The 18,789-nt window shown below is 60.8% G+C and carries 16 protein-coding genes; 1 reads left to right on the top strand and 15 read right to left on the bottom strand.

All coding sequences use genetic code 11. From position 1 onward, the window contains the following. Nucleotides 1-13: 13 nt before the first annotated feature. From ACCC96_RS23355 to ACCC96_RS23325, 7 genes are all read right to left on the bottom strand, one after another. The gene (locus tag ACCC96_RS23355) at nt 14-763 is read right to left on the bottom strand and encodes an SDR family oxidoreductase (RefSeq protein WP_413697023.1); all 750 of its coding nucleotides are present in this window, start codon (nt 761-763) and stop codon (nt 14-16) included. Between the two features lie 217 nt (nt 764-980). Next, the gene (locus tag ACCC96_RS23350; RefSeq protein ID WP_413697022.1) at nt 981-1,916 is read right to left on the bottom strand and encodes an SdiA-regulated domain-containing protein; all 936 of its coding nucleotides are present in this window, start codon (nt 1,914-1,916) and stop codon (nt 981-983) included. After that, nucleotides 1,913-3,433, bottom strand: coding sequence for an ArnT family glycosyltransferase (locus ACCC96_RS23345; protein WP_019649466.1), 1,521 nt, complete (start codon nt 3,431-3,433; stop codon nt 1,913-1,915). Before ACCC96_RS23345 ends, ACCC96_RS23350 begins: the two co-directional genes overlap by 4 nt. A gap of 3 nt (nt 3,434-3,436) precedes the next feature. Beyond that, nucleotides 3,437-3,715 carry a lipid-A-disaccharide synthase N-terminal domain-containing protein gene (locus tag ACCC96_RS23340; RefSeq protein ID WP_018928220.1) on the bottom strand — a complete coding sequence of 93 codons (279 nt, stop codon included), beginning with the start codon at nt 3,713-3,715 and terminating at the stop codon, nt 3,437-3,439. After that, on the bottom strand, nt 3,712-4,452 hold the full coding sequence (locus ACCC96_RS23335; protein ID WP_019649465.1) for a glycosyltransferase family 2 protein: 741 nt from the start codon (nt 4,450-4,452) through the stop codon (nt 3,712-3,714). The genes ACCC96_RS23340 and ACCC96_RS23335 overlap by 4 nt, the downstream gene beginning before the upstream one ends. 46 nt (nt 4,453-4,498) lie before the next feature. After that, on the bottom strand, nt 4,499-5,476 hold the full coding sequence (locus ACCC96_RS23330) for an NAD-dependent epimerase (RefSeq protein ID WP_413697021.1): 978 nt from the start codon (nt 5,474-5,476) through the stop codon (nt 4,499-4,501). Nucleotides 5,477-5,755: 279 nt separating this feature from the next. Then, nucleotides 5,756-6,544, bottom strand: coding sequence for an alpha/beta hydrolase (locus tag ACCC96_RS23325; RefSeq protein WP_413697020.1), 789 nt, complete (start codon nt 6,542-6,544; stop codon nt 5,756-5,758). A 246-nt stretch (nt 6,545-6,790) separates the two neighbouring features. Here ACCC96_RS23325 and ACCC96_RS23320 point away from each other — a divergent pair, with 246 nt between their 5' ends. After that, nucleotides 6,791-7,609, top strand: a complete 819-nt coding sequence (locus ACCC96_RS23320) for an aldo/keto reductase (RefSeq protein ID WP_413697019.1) — start codon at nt 6,791-6,793, stop codon at nt 7,607-7,609. Between the two features lie 142 nt (nt 7,610-7,751). On the opposite strand, the gene ACCC96_RS23315 is transcribed toward ACCC96_RS23320, so the two are convergent. The 8 genes from ACCC96_RS23315 to ACCC96_RS23280 form a co-directional block, all read right to left on the bottom strand. Further along, nucleotides 7,752-9,566, bottom strand: coding sequence for a DAHL domain-containing protein (locus ACCC96_RS23315; RefSeq protein WP_413697018.1), 1,815 nt, complete (start codon nt 9,564-9,566; stop codon nt 7,752-7,754). Between the two features lie 171 nt (nt 9,567-9,737). Next, complete coding sequence (locus ACCC96_RS23310) at nt 9,738-10,721, bottom strand: zinc-dependent alcohol dehydrogenase family protein (protein WP_413697017.1); 984 nt, start codon at nt 10,719-10,721, stop codon at nt 9,738-9,740. Between the two features lie 33 nt (nt 10,722-10,754). Further along, entirely contained in the window at nt 10,755-11,501 is a 747-nt protein-coding gene (gene fnr / locus ACCC96_RS23305) for a fumarate/nitrate reduction transcriptional regulator Fnr (protein ID WP_413697016.1), read from the bottom strand. A 116-nt stretch (nt 11,502-11,617) separates the two neighbouring features. Next, nucleotides 11,618-12,043 carry a potassium channel family protein gene (locus tag ACCC96_RS23300; protein ID WP_111453728.1) on the bottom strand — a complete coding sequence of 142 codons (426 nt, stop codon included), beginning with the start codon at nt 12,041-12,043 and terminating at the stop codon, nt 11,618-11,620. 55 nt (nt 12,044-12,098) lie between these two features. Continuing rightward, the gene (gene ftsH, locus ACCC96_RS23295) at nt 12,099-13,925 is read right to left on the bottom strand and encodes an ATP-dependent zinc metalloprotease FtsH (RefSeq protein WP_413697015.1); all 1,827 of its coding nucleotides are present in this window, start codon (nt 13,923-13,925) and stop codon (nt 12,099-12,101) included. A gap of 94 nt (nt 13,926-14,019) precedes the next feature. Further along, on the bottom strand, nt 14,020-16,398 hold the full coding sequence (locus tag ACCC96_RS23290; RefSeq protein ID WP_413697014.1) for an exo-beta-N-acetylmuramidase NamZ domain-containing protein: 2,379 nt from the start codon (nt 16,396-16,398) through the stop codon (nt 14,020-14,022). After that, nucleotides 16,350-17,621: a putative glycoside hydrolase gene (locus tag ACCC96_RS23285; RefSeq protein WP_413697013.1), complete on the bottom strand. Its 1,272-nt coding sequence runs from the start codon at nt 17,619-17,621 to the stop codon at nt 16,350-16,352. The genes ACCC96_RS23290 and ACCC96_RS23285 overlap by 49 nt, the downstream gene beginning before the upstream one ends. Further along, complete coding sequence (locus ACCC96_RS23280; RefSeq protein ID WP_413697012.1) at nt 17,618-18,475, bottom strand: polysaccharide deacetylase family protein; 858 nt, start codon at nt 18,473-18,475, stop codon at nt 17,618-17,620. The genes ACCC96_RS23285 and ACCC96_RS23280 overlap by 4 nt, the downstream gene beginning before the upstream one ends. Nucleotides 18,476-18,789: the final 314 nt, after the last annotated feature.

The following is an 18,789-nucleotide window of genomic DNA, read 5'->3' as shown; positions in this document are numbered from 1 at the left end:
CCTCGATTGAAGGTTAAACGCTGCTCTTGAGCCAGGTTTCGAAGCGCGTCGGCCCGACGATGGGGTGCTCGCCCGGCGTCAGCGAGTGGTCATCGATCGGCGCGCCGAAGTAGGGGACCGTGTCGTCCGGATGGGCCTGGCGCGGGTCGTTGGTGTGTTGCAAAAACAAGCGCACGAACTCCACCAGCGGCCAGCGCTCAGGCCCGGCCACTTCCAGGGTGTTATTGCTCGGCGCCTGCACCGCGACTTTCGCCAGCGCTGTCGCGACATCGAACGCGGCAATCGGCTGCAACGCGGCGGAGGTCAAGCGCACGGTGTCGCCATCCTGTACGCCGGAGTACGAAATGGCCCCGATGAACTCGAAGAATTGCGTGGCCCGCAGGATTGTGTAAGGGATGCCTGATGCCTTGATGAGTTTTTCCTGGGCCATTTTTGCCCGGAAGTAACCGCTGTCGAGCATACGCTCGGTGCCTACCACCGACAGCGCGACATGGTGTTTGACCCCGGCGGCCTTCTCGGCGGCGAGCAGGTTGCGCCCGGAGGTTTCGAAGAACTCGAGCACGGCAGCGTCTTCGAAGGAGGGCGAGTTGGCCACGTCGACCACTACATCGGCGCCTTGCAAGGCGTTTTGCAAGCCCTCGCCGGTGAGGGCGTTGACGCCGGTGCTCGGTGACGCGGCCAAGGTTTCATGCCCCAGGTCTTGCAGGTTTTTGCAGAGCTGCCTGCCGATCAGCCCGGTACCGCCAATCACGACGATTTTCATGACGAGTCTCCCGATGCGTGTGCAGTGGGGTGCGAGGTGTCAGCCCCGCTTGGACGTCGTGTTTCTGGTCGGAGTGGGGGGCTGGCTTGGAATCCTGCAACCATTAAAGACCCGGAATCGGCTTAATGGCGCAAGGGGCGGGAAGTTGTCCGATAGGTGGTCAGTTCAGCCGTGATGCGATCCGTAGCAGCTGCCGGCCCATCCGGTGCAAAACCCATTATTGCTTCTGCTGATTTTCCGCCACAGCAACCTTTGATTTGGAGAACCGATAGAACAGGTTGGGCTCGCTCACAATGTAGAGCTCGCCGGAAGTGTCCATGGTCATGCCTTCGGCTTGCGGTATGGTTTTTTTCAGGTCATTCAGGCCGAGCAGGGAGCGGAAGCTGACGAAGTTGCCGTCCTGGTCCAGTTCGGTCACGTTGCTGGATTGCTCGCTCAATAACAGCAAGTGACCGGTCCGCGGGTCGTAGTAACCCTCGGAAAGATCCAGGCCGAAGACGCTACGGTCGATCCAGTGGGTCAAGTCCTGGATATGCACCTGCAACGGACTGCCGATGGACGCCAGCATGCCCGTGACCGTAAACAGCTGCCGCGGATCGCGTTCCTTGATCGCGAAGATACGATCATTGGCCGCGTCATAGGTCACGCCTTCAAAGCCCTTGTTGTGTTCGCTCAGGTTGATCTCGATGGCAACGAACGGGGCGTTCTCGACATTGATCGGGCCTGGGCTGTCCGGCAAGGTGACGACATACAGTCGCTGCAACTGTTCATCGGCGATCACTACGCGTCCGTTACCCAGGTAAGCAAGGCCTTCGGTGTCCTGGAAGCCGATCAGCGGGTAACGTTCAAGCAGATCGCCGTTGCGGTTCATGGCCACAATCTGCATGGGCCCACCATTGGTGATGCCCAGCAGTCGATCATGGTCCGGGTCATAGGCGATGCCGGACAGATTGGTGATGTCCGCGACAGGCTTGGCCTGGATCACGGCTTTATAGTCTGGCAGCCAGATATTTTTATCGGGCGACTGATTGCCATGCCAGAGGTTTTGCCAGTACGCATACAGCTGCTGGTGGACCATGAAGCGTGCGGAAACCACATAGGCGCCAAGCAATACAACAATGAGAAGTATCCCCAGCTTCCCTCTCTTGCTCATGACTTGTCCTTGTCCCAGCTGAAGCGATAGACCTTTTTGGGTTGTCCGGGCTGGCATTTGCCGTTATCGGCATCGGCGCCCACGATCGACCATTGCGCACGAGACGTTTCGCCGAGCTCATGAGCGGCCTCGGGATTGAAACACTGGCTCAGCACTTCGTCGGGCACCAGGGCGTAGGCGTCACGGTGTTCGCGTAGCCATTGCGCCGCTTGTTCGACCGAGGAACTGCTCATCCCGAAATGTACGATCGGCTGCCGGGCGAATAACCAGTGGCCCTCGCGCCAGTTGACCAGTACCAGGTCGGCGCCGTGGGTCATGGTCGCCGCCTGCGCCATGATCGCTTCGTGGGGGTTCGGACCTTCCTTGATCGGCTCGATAAACCCGCGGGCGAACCACAGAACGAACCAGCTCACCACCAGCGCCTGGAATACCCGCATAGCGCGTGGACGTTTACCGAACCAGCGCTTGAGCAGCCAGGGAATCAGTGGCGCCGCCACCAGCACCAGACCGGGCAACGCCGGATAGATGTACAACTTGCGCTTGCCGGTGCTCAGGCAGAAAAACAGCACCACCAGCACGACCCAGCTCAACAGCACCAGCACTCGACCGTCGTGCTTGCGCAGTTGCTTGCGCCAGGCCGGCACCAGCCACGGCAGGGCCAGCACCAACGGCAGCCAGTATTGCGGGATCACGTTGACGAAGAAGTACCAGAACGGTTCGCGATGGTCCCACGCGGCGGCATAGCGTGCCGCTGTCTGGCGCAGCAGGATTTCTCGCGCATAGGCGACTTCTTCCGCGGTGCCATTGAGCACAATGGACAGTGCCAGAGGCAGCAGCCAGATTGCGATAGCCCCGAGCGCCACCAAAAAGCCCAGGAACCATTTGCGCTTCTGGCCGGGCATGGCCACCACGCCGGACCAGTTTTTGCGCACCGCGTAGGCATACGGAATCAGCATCAAGGCCGGGACGAAGCCGACCCCTTTGGTGATTATGCCAATGCCCATGGCGGCGCAGCCCACGTAAAACCAGCGCCAGGCTGGCCCGAGCAACAGGTGCCGCGCCAGTCCGTACAGGCCCAGGGAGGTGAACAGAATCAACAGGCTGTCGATCTGGCCGGTACGCAGGATGCTGTAAGTCTGATAGGTGGCCAGGTACAACAGCGCCGCTATTCGACCGATGCGCTGATTCCACAACCGGCGGCCCAGGTCGTAGACCACGGCCGTGACCGTCGCCGCCGACAACATCCCCGGAATATACAGGGCGAGGGCGGGCAGGCCGGTGAGCCATGCGAAGAACGCCACCATCCACATGAAGACCGGCGGTTTATCGCCGTAGATCTCCGCAGCGCGGTGAGGGATGAACCATGACCCGTTGTGCAGCATCTCCAGCGCTACGCCGAGGAAACGTTCCTCGTCGACGTTTTGCGGTTGACGCAGCCCCAGGCCAGCGCCGATCAACAGCAAGGCAAGCAGCACCAGGCCCAGGCATTCGATGCTGGGCGACAGGGTTTTACGCATGGCTCAGTCCTTCAGGTGTTTGGTGCGGGCAATCAATTGCAAATTGCGCAGATAGACGATGGAGCCAAAGGCCTGGCCAGCAATGAACACCGGGTCTGCCCGGTAAATGGCATAAGCGAGCAGCAGGGCGCTGCCAACAATGCTCAGGTACCAGAAACTCACCGGGATCACGCTGCGTTTTTTGTACTCGCTATACAGCCACTGCAGGATGAAGCGACCGGTAAAGGCGATCTGGCCAGCGAAGCCGACCACCAGCCACAGGGTTTCGCGGGAGAGGTTCATCCTTCGATCTCCTGCGCGTTGGTGTTCAACCGCGTGCGCTTGATCAGCCACCACACACCGAACAGGTCGAGAATACCCACCAGGGCGCGGTCGATGTTGCCGTATTTGGACACACCCGCGGTGCGGGGCCGGTGGTTGACCGGGTGAACGATCATTCGGCCGTTGTGACGCTGGATCAGTGCGGGAATGTACCGATGCATGTGGTCGAAGTACGGCAGGCGCAGAAACGCCGCGCGTTCGATCAGCTTCAGCCCGCAGCCGGTGTCCGGGGTCGAGTCATTGAGCAGGCGGCTGCGCAGCCCGTTGGCGAAGCGCGAAGCCCAGCGTTTGCTCGCGGTATCGCGGCGGTTGACTCGGTGCCCGGCCACCAGCTGAACGTCGACCAGACCCTTTTCACCACGCACCAGCTCCAACATCCCGGGGATGTCCGCAGGGTCGTTTTGACCGTCGCCATCAAGCGTGGCCAGCCATTGCCCCCGGGCGGCGATTGCCGCGTGGTAGAGCGAGGTGCTTTGCCCCAGCGAGCGCTCATGGCGCAGGATACGCAACGCGTCCAGGCCGTTGTTTTTCAACTGCCGCAGTTCATGCAAGGTGGAATCGGTGCTGCCATCGTCCACCACGATGATTTCGTAGGCCTCATCGGCCAATGCGACGCGGATTTCCTCAAGTAACGGTTTGAGGTTGTTCGCTTCGTTCTTTGCTGGAATCAGTACAGATACAAAAATGTCTTGGCTCATAGAGTCCCCCCTTGCTCCTTGGTCTTTTGTTTATCAAGGGCTCGATTCATATCTGATAGAAGTGGCGATACCACTTCACAAATTCTGCTACACCGGTCTCGACCGTCACTTGAGGACGGAAGTCGACCCACTCGGCCAGTGCCGAAATATCGGCCCAGGTCTTGATCACATCGCCTGCCTGTAGCGGCATGAAATTGCGTTGGGCCTTGATGCCCAGCGCCGATTCCAGGCAGTCGACAAACTCCAGCAGTGGCACGGGTTGGCCACGGCCGATGTTGAAAATCCGGTTTACGCCAGCGCCCGGCTCGTTCGGCACCGGTGGTTTGGAGCGCAGGCGGGCGACGCTTTCAACGATGTCGTCGACATAGGTGAAATCGCGCGACATCTGGCCATGGTTATAGATGTCGATCGGCAAGCCTTTCAGGATTGCCTCGGTAAACTTGAACAGCGCCATGTCGGGGCGCCCCCAAGGTCCGTATACGGTGAAAAAGCGCAGGCCGCTGGCTTTAAGGCCATAGAGATGGCAATAGCTGTGCGCCAGCAGTTCATTGGCGCGTTTGCTGGCGGCGTACAGAGAAATAGGATGGTCGACGGCGTCTTCGACACTGAACGGCATTTTGCTGTTGGTGCCGTACACCGAGCTGCTCGAGGCATAGATCAGATGCGCGGGGCGATGGTGCCGGCAAGCTTCCAGCACATTCAGAAAGCCCACCAGATTGGACTGCGCATAAACATCCGGGTTGTCCAGTGAATAGCGAACACCCGCCTGGGCGGCCAGGTGCACAACCTCGGTGAAAGCATGGTCTTCGAACAAGGCCATCAAGGCCGGTTTGTCGACGATGTCCATGGCCTGGAAACGAAAGCCCGGCAAGGATTCCAGCTCCTTGAGCCGTGCGTGTTTGAGTTCTACGCTGTAATAGTCGTTGAGATTGTCGATGCCGACGACTTCAAGGCCTTCTTGACACAAACGCTTGACGGTGTGATACCCAATAAAACCGGCGGCGCCAGTAACCAGAACAGTCATGAGGCCTGCGCCTGTGCGTGACTGATTCCGATTCTGCGCAAAGGGCGCTTTTGCATCACAATCCCCTGTAAGTACTCGCTGATCAGTATATTTTTTGGGCTTGTTGCCACCATTGGCTCCATGCCTTGCTCCATTGTATTGGTAAAGTTCTGTGCAGTGCACATCATGAGCCGCAGAAATGGCAGCCGTATACCCTGCCAGTTGGATTGTAAAAAAAACGTTAAGTAATTACTTCGTTTTTCTGACCGCTTGCTTAAACGCGTGCTGGTGTGAGGGCGCTCACAACGCGGTGCCCAGCATTTGCAGGTAGTTGGGGCTCTCGGAAATCGAGTTGTGGCCCGTGTCCGGTATGACCTGCAGCGTGGCCACGCCTTTGGCGAAATGGGTGTAGAGCCGGTCTGTGCTTGCGCGTGGTATGACTTCGTCGTGCTCGGCCGCAACCAACAGCGTCGGAACGGTGATGTGAGCGGCGTATTTCCAGGACTCGAACTTGTCCTGCAACAGCCATTTCACCGGGAACCAGGGAAACTGGCGGGCGGCGAGGTCTTCCAGGCTGTTGTAGGGCGTGATCAGGATCAGCCGCGACGCCGGACGCTGGCTGGCCAGGCGCACGGCAACGCCTGAACCCAGGCTGCGTCCGATCACTGCAATATCGGGATGGCTGTTGTAGACATAGTCGAACAAGGTCATGGCGTCACGCTGAATCGCCTCCTCGGACGGCGACCCGGTACTGCCACCGTAGCCTCGGTAATGCAGCAAGTAGATCGCATGATCCGCAAACGCCTGCGAAAACCCGGGCAGGCTGCAGGAAACGTCCTCGGCATTGCCACCAAAGTAGATCAACGCCTTCGGCCCGTCGTGCGGCCTGACGGTCACCAGCACCTGCGCGTCGGCGACTGACAAGGCAAGCAGCGATTCGGGTGTGTCGATGGTACGAGGTTGCGGGTAGTAGATGAGGGCCCGTTGAAACACGAACAGCGCGATGCAGAGCAGCAGGTATGCAACGGCAATGAAAGCGAAGAGAGACACCAGGGTTCGCGACATTCGGCTAAGTTTAGTGGACGGCATGGACTGCTTCGGGCCTTGAGACAGCTATTGCTGGAGCGTCGCCAGAGTGTAGTCCAGCAATTTCAGCTGTGCAGAAGCGCCGCCCAATGCCCGTGTAGGTGCGAGCACCTGTGGCGAGGGGGCTCGCCCCCGTTGGGTCGCGAAGCGGCCCCAAAACCTGCAATCGCGGTACACCACATGCAATGGTTTTACGACTGCTGCGCAGCCGAACGGGGGCAAGCCCCCTCGCCACACGGAGGCAAGAACATGCTGACCCGAGCCATTCCTTCCAGCAACGAGCCGTTGCCCATCGTCGGCTTGGGTACTTATCGCGGTTTTGATGTCACGCCTGCCGATGCCGCTTACAAGCAACTGCAGGCGGTGCTCAGCGCGTTGTTCGAGAAGGGTGGAAAGGTGATCGACAGTTCGCCCATGTACGGTCGCGCCGAGCAGACCACCGGTGAGCTGTTGTCGATCCATCGCCCTCGCTCACCGGCCTTCCTGGCCACCAAGGTCTGGACCCGTGGCCGCGAAGAAGGCATCGCGCAGATGGAGCAGTCGTTCAAACTGTTGCAGACCGACCGGATCGACCTGATGCAGATTCACAACCTGCTGGACTGGAAAACCCATTTGCCGACCTTGCGTCAATGGAAGGCAGAAGGGCGCATCCGCTACATCGGCATCAGCCATTACACGGCGTCGGCCTACGACGAAGTGGAGGCGGTGTTGAAAGCCGAGCCGATGGATTTTTTGCAGATCAACTATGCCCTGGACGACCGCGCTGTCGAGAATCGAATCCTGCCGCTGTGTCGTGAGCGCGGTGTGGCGGTGATCTGCAATCGGCCCTTCGGTGGTGGCGGCCTGATCGCTCGATTGAAAGGCAAACCGTTACCGGGATGGGCTGCGCAAGTGGGGATCAACAGCTGGGCGCAACTGGCGCTCAAGTTCCTGCTGGCTCATCCGGCGGTGACCTGCGTCATCCCCGGCACCGGCAACCCGCGCTACATGACGGAAAACGCCGGTGCAGGTAGAGGACCGATGCTCACGGATGCACAGCGCCAGCAATTGATTGCGCTGGTGGGTTGACGGCTACCTTGTAGCAGCTGCCGAGCAGCGCGAGGCTGCGCAGCAGTCGTGAGTCCGACTGACGCGGTCTGCCTGATGCACCGCAAGCTCTGGTTTGACGACGGCTTCGCCGCCGAACGCAGCCTCGCAGGCTCGACAGCTGCTACAGGCTTACGGCGGCCGGCATTACTTGCGCCGTCTCCAGCGGAATCTCCAGGGTAAAAACCGCTCCCTGGCCGGGTCCATCGCTATGGACGCGAAGGTGCCCGTTCATTTCCACCGCCGCGAGTGCGCAACTGTGCAGGCCAAAACCATGACCTTCCTTGCGCGTGGTGAAGCCGTGATTGAAGATGCGGGTCATGTTCTCGGCGGCGATCCCTTCGCCCTGATCCTCTACGCTGAAGCGCAGCGTTGCGTTATCGATAATCCTGACGCCCAGCGTCATACGGCGCTCATGATCGCTGACCCTGGACATCGCATATTTGGCATTGCTGATCAGGTTGATCAGGATCAGCAGCAGACGGTGTTTGTCGCCGATGATGGTCGGTGTGGCCTGGTAGTCTTTAATGACGGTGACATGGTGTCGACTCAAGGCGCCGGAATTCATGCGTAACGCATCTTCGAACAGATCGACGACATTCAACGGCTCGACCAGCCTGGCGGCGCCGGCATAGGCCTGTTGGGTGGCAACAATATCCTTGATGTGATCGATGCTCTTGGTGAGTTGCGCCAGCTCGTCAACGATGCTCGATTGCTCGGCCGCGATGGAATCCACCAGCTGATTGAAGTAAAGGGGCAGCAACTTGCCTTTTTCATCGTGCGTCATGAACTGCCCCAGGTCTTCGGCATGTTCATTGATCATTTTTACCGCTTTGCCCAGGCCGAGGGTTTTGCTGGTCGACAATTTGCGGGTGATCAACTCCGCGGAGACATTAACGCTATTCAACACATTACCGACGTTGTGCAGCACGTTGGTCGCGATCTCTGCCATACCGGCCATCCGCGCGGCGTCGATCAGTTCGCGCTCGGCTTCCAACAGTTCGCGGGTGCGTTCCTCGACGCGTTGCTCCAGCCGCTCGTTTGCCGTCTGCAATTGGTTGTTCATCTTGTTGATCAGCGCATAACTGCGAATCAGACGGGCCGCCAGGTACAGCAACAGCAGCGCCATGATGCCGGCGCAGATCCCCAGGTAGAGGTGGTATTGGCGATCTGTCGCGGCTGTGCGCCGTTGTGTCTCGTTCAATAATTCGTTGATGCTGTCCAGTTGCTGTGCAACCGGAATGACACTGATGCGATCAACCAGGTCATTGACGATGGGCTGCTCTCGAACAATGGCATTCACAGCGTCTACAAGTGCAGTGAAAGTCGGGCGCCGTTCAGGCGGCAGTTGATTGATGTACTCATTCAGATATTCCAGATGCCCGGAGATTTCTTCGGCCCGTTCGCTGCTGACATAGAGGGCGTATTCAAGGGTGTCCAAGGTAAGGTCGAACACCACTGAGGCCGCCCGGGCATCCACCGACGAGAGTTTGTCGTTGGAATCTTCCTGCAACACCCGAATGGCATCTTCCAGCGTAGGCAGGGCCTCGAATGCTGTTCGCAAGGCCGTGTTGTGCTGTTTGAATTGCTCAACCAACCGGGCTTTGTTTTCTACCGCCTCCAGATAACCCTGGCGTCGGGTTTGCCAAAGGGTCGGGAGCGGGCCGACAGCGTTGAGGCTATCGAGCTGTTGCCAGCGCTCTTCCGCTTCAGGCGGCGCCACCAGCAACAGGTTGTTGTTCATGCCGATTTTGGCTCGCAGGAGCTTCACGTTCCAATTGGCATCGTATTGCTTGAGTTGACGAACGAAGTCGCGCGATTCGAAGTAGGTCGATGTGTCGTACGAGTAGGATTTGATCAGCAAAAATATCAGTACGCTGAAGAGAGTCAGTGCAATGGCTGCCAAGGCAGACCATTTGTAATGATTAGAAATCTGCATGGCGGCATTCCTCCCTGATACAGGCTGTCCTGAGAGAGAGAGGCTGCCAACGGTCAATTAATTCCATTTTTTGCGCTCCCTGCAGAATGACGAGGCATCGCCAGGTCATCCGTAAGCCTAGCGTTGTTAGTGGACGTTGCCGGAAAAAACACCGAACGGCAGGGGCGAGCGTCAGGGGACGAGCACGATCGCCCCTTTGACCTGACCGGCCCGCAGGCTTGCCAGCGCCTGATTGGCATCGTCCAGGGCAAAACAGGTGACGTCGCTGTGCACGGGCGTATGACGCAGTTCGGCAAAAAACGCCGTGCCGTCTTCGCGGGTCAGGTTCGCCACCGAGCGGGCGCTGCGTTCGCCCCACAGCAGTCGATAAGGGAAACCGGGGATGTCGCTCATGTGGATGCCGGCGCAAATCACACAACCGCCCTTGACGGTGGCTTCCAGCGCCAATGGCACCAGTGCTCCGACAGGGGCGAAGATCAGGCTGGCGTCGAGCGGGTGCGGTGGCGGCTGATCCGAGGAACCTGCCCACACGGCGCCCAGCGTCCTGGCATAGGCCTGGCCCTCGCTGTCGCCCGGTCGAGTGAAGGCGTACACCTGCTGCCCCCGTCCCCGCGCCACCTGAATCGCCAGATGCGCCGCCGCGCCGAAGCCATAGAGGCCCAGGTGGCGTGCGCCTTTGGCCATTTGCAAGGCACGAAAGCCGATCAGCCCGGCACACAGCAGCGGTGCGGCTTCGGTGGCCGAGAGCGCGTCCGGGAGGGGGAAACAGAAGTGGGCATCGGCAACCGTGTAGTCGGCATAACCGCCATCCCGATGACAGCCGGTGAACTGCGCCCGGTCGCAGAGGTTTTCCCGGCCCGAGCAGCAAAACGTGCACTCACCGCACGTCCAGCCAAGCCAGGGAACGCCGACGCGCTTGCCGACCCAGTCGGGCGAAACGTCGCCACCCACCGCTGTCACTTCACCGACGATTTCATGGCCCGGCACCCGCGGCAGCACTGCTTGCGGCAGTTCACCGTCCACCAAATGCAGGTCGGTGCGGCACACGCCACAGGCCAACACCTTGATCAACAGTTGCTGCGCGCCGGGCTGCGGTACGGGACGTTCTTCGCGTTGCAGCGGCTGACCGGGGGCATGCAGAACCATGGCGCGCATGACGACTCTCCTAAAACCGATGCACCGCAGGCGTCAGAGGGGGGACTCCCGGTGGCAGCCGGCGACCAGTTGCTTGAGCCCGTCCAGATTCAGCACTTTGACGTTACGCCCGGAAATCTCGACCAGTTCCGAGTCCCGCAGATGAGCGATGCCCCGACAAATGGTTTCCAGACGCAGGCCCAAGTAGGAGCCGATCTCTTCGCGACGCATCTTCAGCACAAAGTCTCGGGACGAGTACCCCCGAATACTCAGCCGTTGCGACAGGTTCAGGAGGAAGGCGGCCAGGCGTTCATCGGAGTTCATGTTGCCCATCATCATCAGCAGGTTGTGCTCGCGGACGATTTCCCGGCTCAGGATCTTGTTCATGTTGTGCTGCAACGAGGGCAGCTCCAGGGCGAGTTTCTCCAGTTGGGCGAAGTTGAAGGGACAGACTTCGCTGTCCTCCAGGGCAAAGGCACTGCAGGTGTGATGATCGTCGCTGATAGCGTCCAGACCGAGCATCTCGCCGGGAATCTGAAACCCGGTGACCTGCTCGCGACCGTCGACCGACAGCATGCTGGTCTTGAATGAGCCGATCCGTACCGCGTAGAGCGAGCGCAACGGATCGCCGGCCCGGTACAGGGCTGCACCTTTTTTAACCTTTACGCGCTGAATGATCAGGGTATCCAGCCGTTCGACTTCGTGGCTGGTCAAGCCAATCGGCAGACACAACTCCAGAACGCTGCAATTGGAGCACGCGGCTTTCAGATAATGATGTTGATACGGCCGGGTTTCAGGCATTGCGAAAAGCCCCTGTAACAGGAGCTTAGAGCATAGTTCGGATCACCGTTTCAATCGGGTGTTTACAGGCTCAATCGATGAGCGGGAAAAGGCTTGCCCCTGTTGAGCGGCGGGCGTTACTTGCTCTTCCAGTATTTCTGCATCTCCAGAAACAGGAACGAAGCGGTCCAGGAAATCAGCACCAGCCCCGTCAGTGCCTCCAACCCGGTCAGGTACTTGAGGTTTCCCATGGGTGAAATGTCGCCGAAACCGATGGTCGTGAACGTGGTGAAGGAAAAGTACACGCAGTCCATGAACGAGCCATCGAAATTGCCGCTCAGGCTGCCCCATTCGCCGGAGCGGATCAGCAGGTAATAGACCAGCGCGAAACACCAGACCTCTAACGCATGGGCCGCCATCGCGCCGAATACCCCGACGACGATCCGAAAGCGGCTCCAGAGTTTGAGCCTGGGCAGCCAATCGTTCAGACGCAGCAGGCATTCGTAGTGGATCACCACCGTGATGACCACCACCAACGTGTTGATCAGCGTGACTGCGAACATGATGATCCTTCAGCGATGAGGGCAGGGCGCCGTCTGCGGGCGATTGATCGGTACGTCACGGTGCTGGTAATGCCGGGGTGGGCTTGAATGGCATCAGCGGCGGGAACTCCTCGGGCGTGAGGGTTTCCTTTTCCAGCAACAGGCGAGCGCCCTCGTCCAGGTCGGCTCGACGACTCTGGAGCAGCGCCTTGGCCCGTTGGTAGGCTTCATCGAGCAGGGCGCGAATACCCAGGTCGATTTCCCGGGCGGTCTGTTCCGAATAATCCTTTTCGCCCATCGTGGCCATGCGATCTCCCAGGTACGTTGGGGTTTGCTTTTCCAGCACCGACTGGCCGAGCTCAGGGCTCATGCCGAAGCGGGTGATCAATTGCCGGGCGATATCGGTCGCGCGGCCCAGATCGTCGGCGGCTCCGGTGGAGATCTGGCCATAGACAAGGTCCTCGGCGGCGCGTCCGGCCATCAGCACGACAATCCGGTCCTTGAGTGTCTGGCAACTGATCAGGAAATGATCCTCGGTCGGTCGCTGCAAGGTATAGCCCAGCGAGCCGATGGCCCGGGGCACGATCGAGACTTTATGCACCGGGTCCATGGCCGGCAGGCTGCTCGCGGCCAGGGCATGCCCCATCTCGTGATAGGCCACCACCCGGCGCTCGTCGGGATCGAGCAGGTTGCTCTTTCGTTCGAGCCCCGCGATAAGGCGTTCTACTGCGGCCGTGAAGTCATTCAGGTTGACGGCATCGGCGCCGCGGCGGGTGGCGACGATGGCCGCTTCGTTCACCAGGTTGGCCAGGTCGGCGCCGGTGAAACCGGTGGTGATTTCGGCGATACGTGCGCCATCGAGGCCTGGTTCCACGGTGATTTTCTTGAGGTGAACCTTGAGGATCGCTTCCCGGCCGGTGCGATCGGGGCGGTCGATCAGAATCTGCCGGTCGAAGCGCCCGGCGCGTAACAGCGCCGGATCAAGGACCTCCGGCCGGTTGGTCGCAGCCAGCAATACCACGCCCTCACGGGGATCGAAGCCGTCCAGTTCGGCCAGTAACTGGTTGAGGGTCTGTTCTTTTTCGTCATTGCCGCCTAACACGCCGACGCCACGCATCTTGCCCAGCGCATCGAGTTCATCAATGAAGATGATGCAGGGCGACGCCTGGCGTGCCTGTTCGAACAGGTCGCGGACCCGGGCCGCACCGACCCCGACGAACATTTCGACAAATTCGGACCCCGAAATCGAGAAAAACGGCACACCGGCTTCACCGGCGATGGCTTTGGCCACCAGGGTCTTGCCGGTGCCTGGCGGGCCGACCAGCAAAGTGCCCTTGGGAATGTGCGCACCCAGGCGTGCGTATCGGGCCTTGTCCTTGAGGAACGAGACGATTTCCACCAGTTCGGCCTTGGCTTCGTCAATGCCCGCGACATCGGCGAAGGTCACTCCGGTGTCGCGTTCGACAAAGATCCTGGCCCGCGACTTGCCGACATTCATCAACCCGCCAAGGCCTTGTTTGTCCGCCATCCCGCGAAACAGGAAATGCCAGAACACCATGATCATTATGAACGGCAACAACCAGCCCAACAGGCTGTTCATAAAGGTGTTTTCGTTGACCCCGGTAAAACCGACCCCCGATTGGGAGAGTTCGGTCGCCAGCGACGGATCGACCCGCACCGTGGAGAAACGGTCGCGTCCGTCGATGGGTTCCACCAATTTGCCGCTGATCCGGTCTTTGTCGATCTGCAAGTCACTGACTTTTTGCTCGTTCAACAATTGCATGAACTGGCTGTAGGGGAGGGGCTGCACGGCCTGGCGCTCGACAAAGAAAACCTGCATGAGGCCCATCACGATAAATGCGATCGCCAAGTAGGACAGGTTCCACTGGTCGTTCTTTTTCATGGCCTTGGCTCAGAGTGGGAACGCGTATCGGTAAGACAACGGCCAACCCGTTTAATAAAGATAGACTGCTTCAGCTTCTCCCTCGCGCAGAGGGTCAATACAGCAAGTTCTCCTGCCGTAGCCGCGCGAAGCGCGCAAGCGGCACCGCGTCGAGCGCTTGCGCCGCGTCAGGTGTCGCGCCATCGCGAATTGCCTGCCACACGCTTTGCGAGCCGATCGAATCACGGGTCGCCGCCAGGTCGAGTATGTGGGGATAGAGCGTGTGCAAGGTGGCGAGCAGGGCCAGTCCCAGGCTGGCTACAGGGCGTTGCGCAGGCGTTGAGAGGCGGGTGATGCTCACACCATGACAGAGCCGGCCGTGCCAGTTTGATTCGGTGGGGACGAAGTCGACCGGCTCGAAATGCGCGCCGACGTCAAACGCATTCAGCGCGGTTGCGAGCCGGGTCGCGTCGATCCACGGCGCGCCGACCCACTCGAACGGGTGCGGTGTGCCGCGCCCCACACTCAGATTCGCGCCTTCGAGCAAACCGATATCCGGGTACAGGTCCAGCTGGGAGAGTGTGCGCAGGTTCGGCGAGAGCGGCACCCATCCCAACCCGGTGTCGGCAAAGGTCATCGCGCGCCGGTATCCCTGCATCGGCACCACGCGCAGATCCGCACCAATGTGCTTGTTGCGGTTGAATAGACTCGCCAGCTCGCCGACGGTCATGCCGGGCTGTAGCGGTGCAGGGAAATAGCCGGTAAACGATTCGCGGCGACTGTCCATCACCGGGCCGCCGAAACGTTGTGCGCCGAGCGGGTCGGGCCGGTCCAGCACGAACAGCGCAATGCCTTGCGCCGCGGCGGCTTCGAGTGCGTAGCCGAGTGTCGTCTCATAGGTGAAGAAGCGCACGCCGGCATCCTGAATGTCGAAGATCAGCGCATCCAGCCCTTTGAGCGAACCGGCTGGGAAACGTTTCGTTGCGCCGTAGAGACTGTGCACGGTGAGACCCGTCGCCGGGTCGCGGGTGTCGCCGACCCGTTCGTCCACGTCGGTGTTCAGCCCATGCTCCGGTGAGAACAATGCCGCCAGCCTGACACCTGGCGCATGTGCGAGGACGTCGACGGTGCGTCGGCCTTTGGCGTCGAATCCGCTGCGATTGGTGATCAAGCCCACGCGCAGGCCGGCGAGCGGGGCAAACTGCTGTGCCTCAAGCACGTCAATACCTGTCTGCACCGGGCCTGACGAGGTGGGCAGGCGATCGGCGGCACGCAGCGCCGGCACCGCTGAGGGCAGCAACCGGCCGATTTGCGCGCCGCTTGCAGTTGCCCCGCGACTGGCCATCAATGCGAGCAATTGCGCACGAAGCGGGCGAGCGTCACCGCGGTCATCGGGATACACCCGGTTGCTCAGGATGACGATGAATTGGCGGGTCACCAGATCAATCCACAGCCCCGTGCCGGTGTATCCGGTATGGCCGATGACGCCAATCGGCGGCAGACGATCATGGTTCGATACGAACGGTGCGGCCAGTTCCCAGCCGAGGCCGCGCCACGGCACGCTGTCGAGCGGCGAAGCGGCGCTCGTGAGGGCGGCGATGCTCGCCGGCCGCAGGATCTGCCGGCTGCCTGCGCGCCCCTGGTTCAGCACCATCTGCGCGAAACGCGCAAGGTCGTCCGCCGTGGAAAACAGCCCGGCGTTACCGGATACACCGTCCATCCATTGCGCCGTCGGATCGTGTACGCGCCCCCGGAGCGTGCCGGCCTTGTTGGCGATTGTCGGTGCGCTGCGTATCGCTCGCAGGGTATCCGGCAGAAAAACCGTATCGCGCATGCCCAGCGGCCCGAAGATATGAGCCTGGCAATAGGCGTCGAGCGGGCTGTGGGTGATGCGTTCGACCAGCTCGCCGAGCACCACGAAATTCAGGTCACTGTAAATGACTTGGGCACCCGGCGCGTTGCGCAGCCGCTGCGCCGCGATGGCGCTCAACACACCTTTGCGGCCCGCACCGGGTGGCCGCCCAGGCAAGCCTGGCCGCAGCCCGGACGTGTGCGTAAGCAGGTCACGCACCTTCACCGCTTCTTTGCCGTGCGACCCAAAGGCAGGCCAATACCGTGCAACGGGGGCGTCCAGGTTGATGCGGCCCGTTTCGGCCAGTTGCAGGATGGCCGTGGTCGTCGCGATGACTTTGGTCAGCGATGCCAGATCGAACTCGGTGTCCAGCGTCATCGGCTCGCGGGGGGGCGTCGTTGTGCGTTGTCCAAAGGCCTGGCGATAGAACACCTTTGTGGCGTCACCGATCAGGACAACGGCTCCTGGAACGCGCCCGGCGGCGATCTGGCCCTCGACGATCTGTGCGGCTTGCAGGCGCGTCGTCGCATCGAGATCAGCGGCGCATGCAATGTGCGCCGCCATCGCCAGGCCAAGCAGCATCGCCCAGCGCTTCAGCGCTGTGGCAGATCGGCGGCTTCGTAGTGATTGCGTGGGTTCCATAACATCCATCCATCGGTGTCGGCGTCGTCGGCGGCGTGAACCTGCGCACTAATCGCGGCCTCGTCAAACGGGCGACGGTCGAAGGCATAGTCGCGAAAGGCCTGCAACCAGGGACGAAAGCGCACGCCCGGCAGGTGGGTGCGCTTCATCGCCTCCGCCAGGGTATGCCTGACAATCTGGCCGGGGTCGGCTGTCGGGTTGGTAAAGCCCGGCAGCCCCCATGTGAAACCGGACGGGTACAACATTGGCGAGATGTAGTCGAGCTCCGCGCCCAGCAGTTCGATTTGCTGGCCGATCGCCGTATCGTCGAGGTTCCAGCAGACGTAGCCGAAGATGTCTGCAGAGACGAATACATTGTAGGGCGCGAGTCGTGCGCGTGCGGCCTGCAGAAAGCCGATGATCGCCGCGGTCCGGTTGGCGCGGTTGTTGGGGAGGGCAAAGCGTAGCCCGCTCTTGTCGGGAAAACGCACATAGTCGAACTGGATCTCGTCGAAACCCATCTGCGCGGCCTCCTCGGCGATATCGAGATTGTGCTGCCAGACCTCGTGCGAAAACGGATCCATCCATTGCAGTTTTTCGAGATCCTGCCACGGCTGGCCGTCAGCGGTGTGCACGCTCCACTCTGGATGCGCGCTGGCGAAAGGATCGTCCTTGAACACCACGATGCGCGCGATCAGGTACGGGTGTTGCGCGCGCAGCTTGGCAAGCAGCGCCGGAAAGTCGCGCATCTGAGGTGCCCGTGTGGTCAAGTGGGCCGTTGCGCCGATCGCCTCGCGCGCCGCACTGCGATAGGGCGTCAGGCCACGGTCACCCTTGACGTCGATCACCAAAGCATTGATCTCGGTGTTTTCAGCAAGGCTGACAGCGTTGTTGCGCAGGGTCGAACTGGTCACGCCGAACACCGACAGATAGACCGCTTTGGGGCGAAACGGGGTCAATGCGAGCGTCACGGGCGTTTCGTCACTCACTTTGGCCTCGGTGCGCAAATACCCAGGGGCGCGGGCGGCGACATTCTCGACCGCCTCGGCCGTCTCGAACCGCCCGTTTTCGTCGGTACGCATCACGCCGGCAGAGGTCGTGATGATCGCGTCGGCGAGCGGGTTCTGCGTGCTCGAATCGAGCACGACACCGGTGACGGCCAGTGCGCCTTGCCCGGTCAGCAGGGCAGTGACGACAAGCAGCGCCGGGATCGCATAGCGCCTCAATGCGCGGATGAAGGTCATCGCGGGTTCCCCGCGGTCGGCTGAGTGTCCGGTTCGCCGAGCAACTGCGCGAACGCGTGCGCGCCGTAGGCATCACTCATCAGAAAGCGCGGCAGGGCGAGCAGTCGCGCGTGCCGGTCAGCCTTGCGCGCGTCTAGTGTGAAGGCCACTGCGTAACCCTCGTCGGAGGCGAGTGCGATCAACTCGTCGTCATAGATACCGAACGGCCACGCGAGCATGTCGACCTGCTGCACACCGGTTTGCGACTCGATGCGTTGACGTGATTTTTGCAGTTGGGTTCGGACGAATTGCTGGAAGTCCACCGGCGTGCGGTGCCTGCGTTCGACGTTGAAATTGGGATGCCAGTACGTATGCGACTGGATGTCGAAGAGCCCGGTCTGCTTCAGGGTTCGCAACTGCTCCCAAGTCAGCGCATAGGACGCATTGGAGATGGCCGATGGATAGATAAACAGGGTCACCGGAAAACGCTCGCGCTGGATGACGGGCAGCAGTTTGTCGAAGACCGAACGATGCCCGTCGTCGACGGTGATCGCCACCGGCTTCGACGCTAATGTCGCGTCGGGATTGCGCAGCCAGTCGACCACCTCGCGCAGCGACACAATGTGATAACCGTGCTCGCGCAGGACGCGCAACTGGGTTTCGAAGGTGCTCATGCGCACGGTCATCGAGTCGTCCGCCGTGTCCGAGAAACGGTGGTAAACGAGGATCGTGACGCGTGGTTCGACGTTCTGTGCGGCGCTCTGTGCGGCGCCGCCCGTGCTCCAGGCCAGTGCGCAGACGCTTGTCAGCATGATGCGGATCAGCAGCCGGAACGCGACACTCCCACCGATACACGCCATGATTTTCCCGCACATGTCAGCGCTCCTGCGCGAGCCAGACGCTTGCAGTGTGTATTGAGCGTTCATCGTCTATCTGATGCAGATCAATTTCGCGCAATGTGGTCCGCTCCGAGGGGGCGAGTCGTCAGACAAAACGGGAGGCCGGTTGTGCCTTGATTTGATTTAGATCAACAGCAAGCCCTCGTGGGCGGATGACTTTATAAAGGATATGACACTCTTTTGAGGTGTGCGGGGGGGGGGGGGGGGGGGGGGGGGGGGGGGGGGGGGGGGGGGGGGGGGGGGGGGGGGGGGGGGGGGGGGCGGCGCGGGGGGGGGGGGGGGGGGGGGGG

It is taken from the genome of Pseudomonas sp. Pseusp11 (assembly GCF_047304405.1).
Lineage (GTDB): Bacteria > Pseudomonadota > Gammaproteobacteria > Pseudomonadales > Pseudomonadaceae > Aquipseudomonas.
The sequence above is the reverse complement of the archived record's forward strand: the minus strand, read 5'-3'. Positions and strand labels throughout refer to the sequence as shown.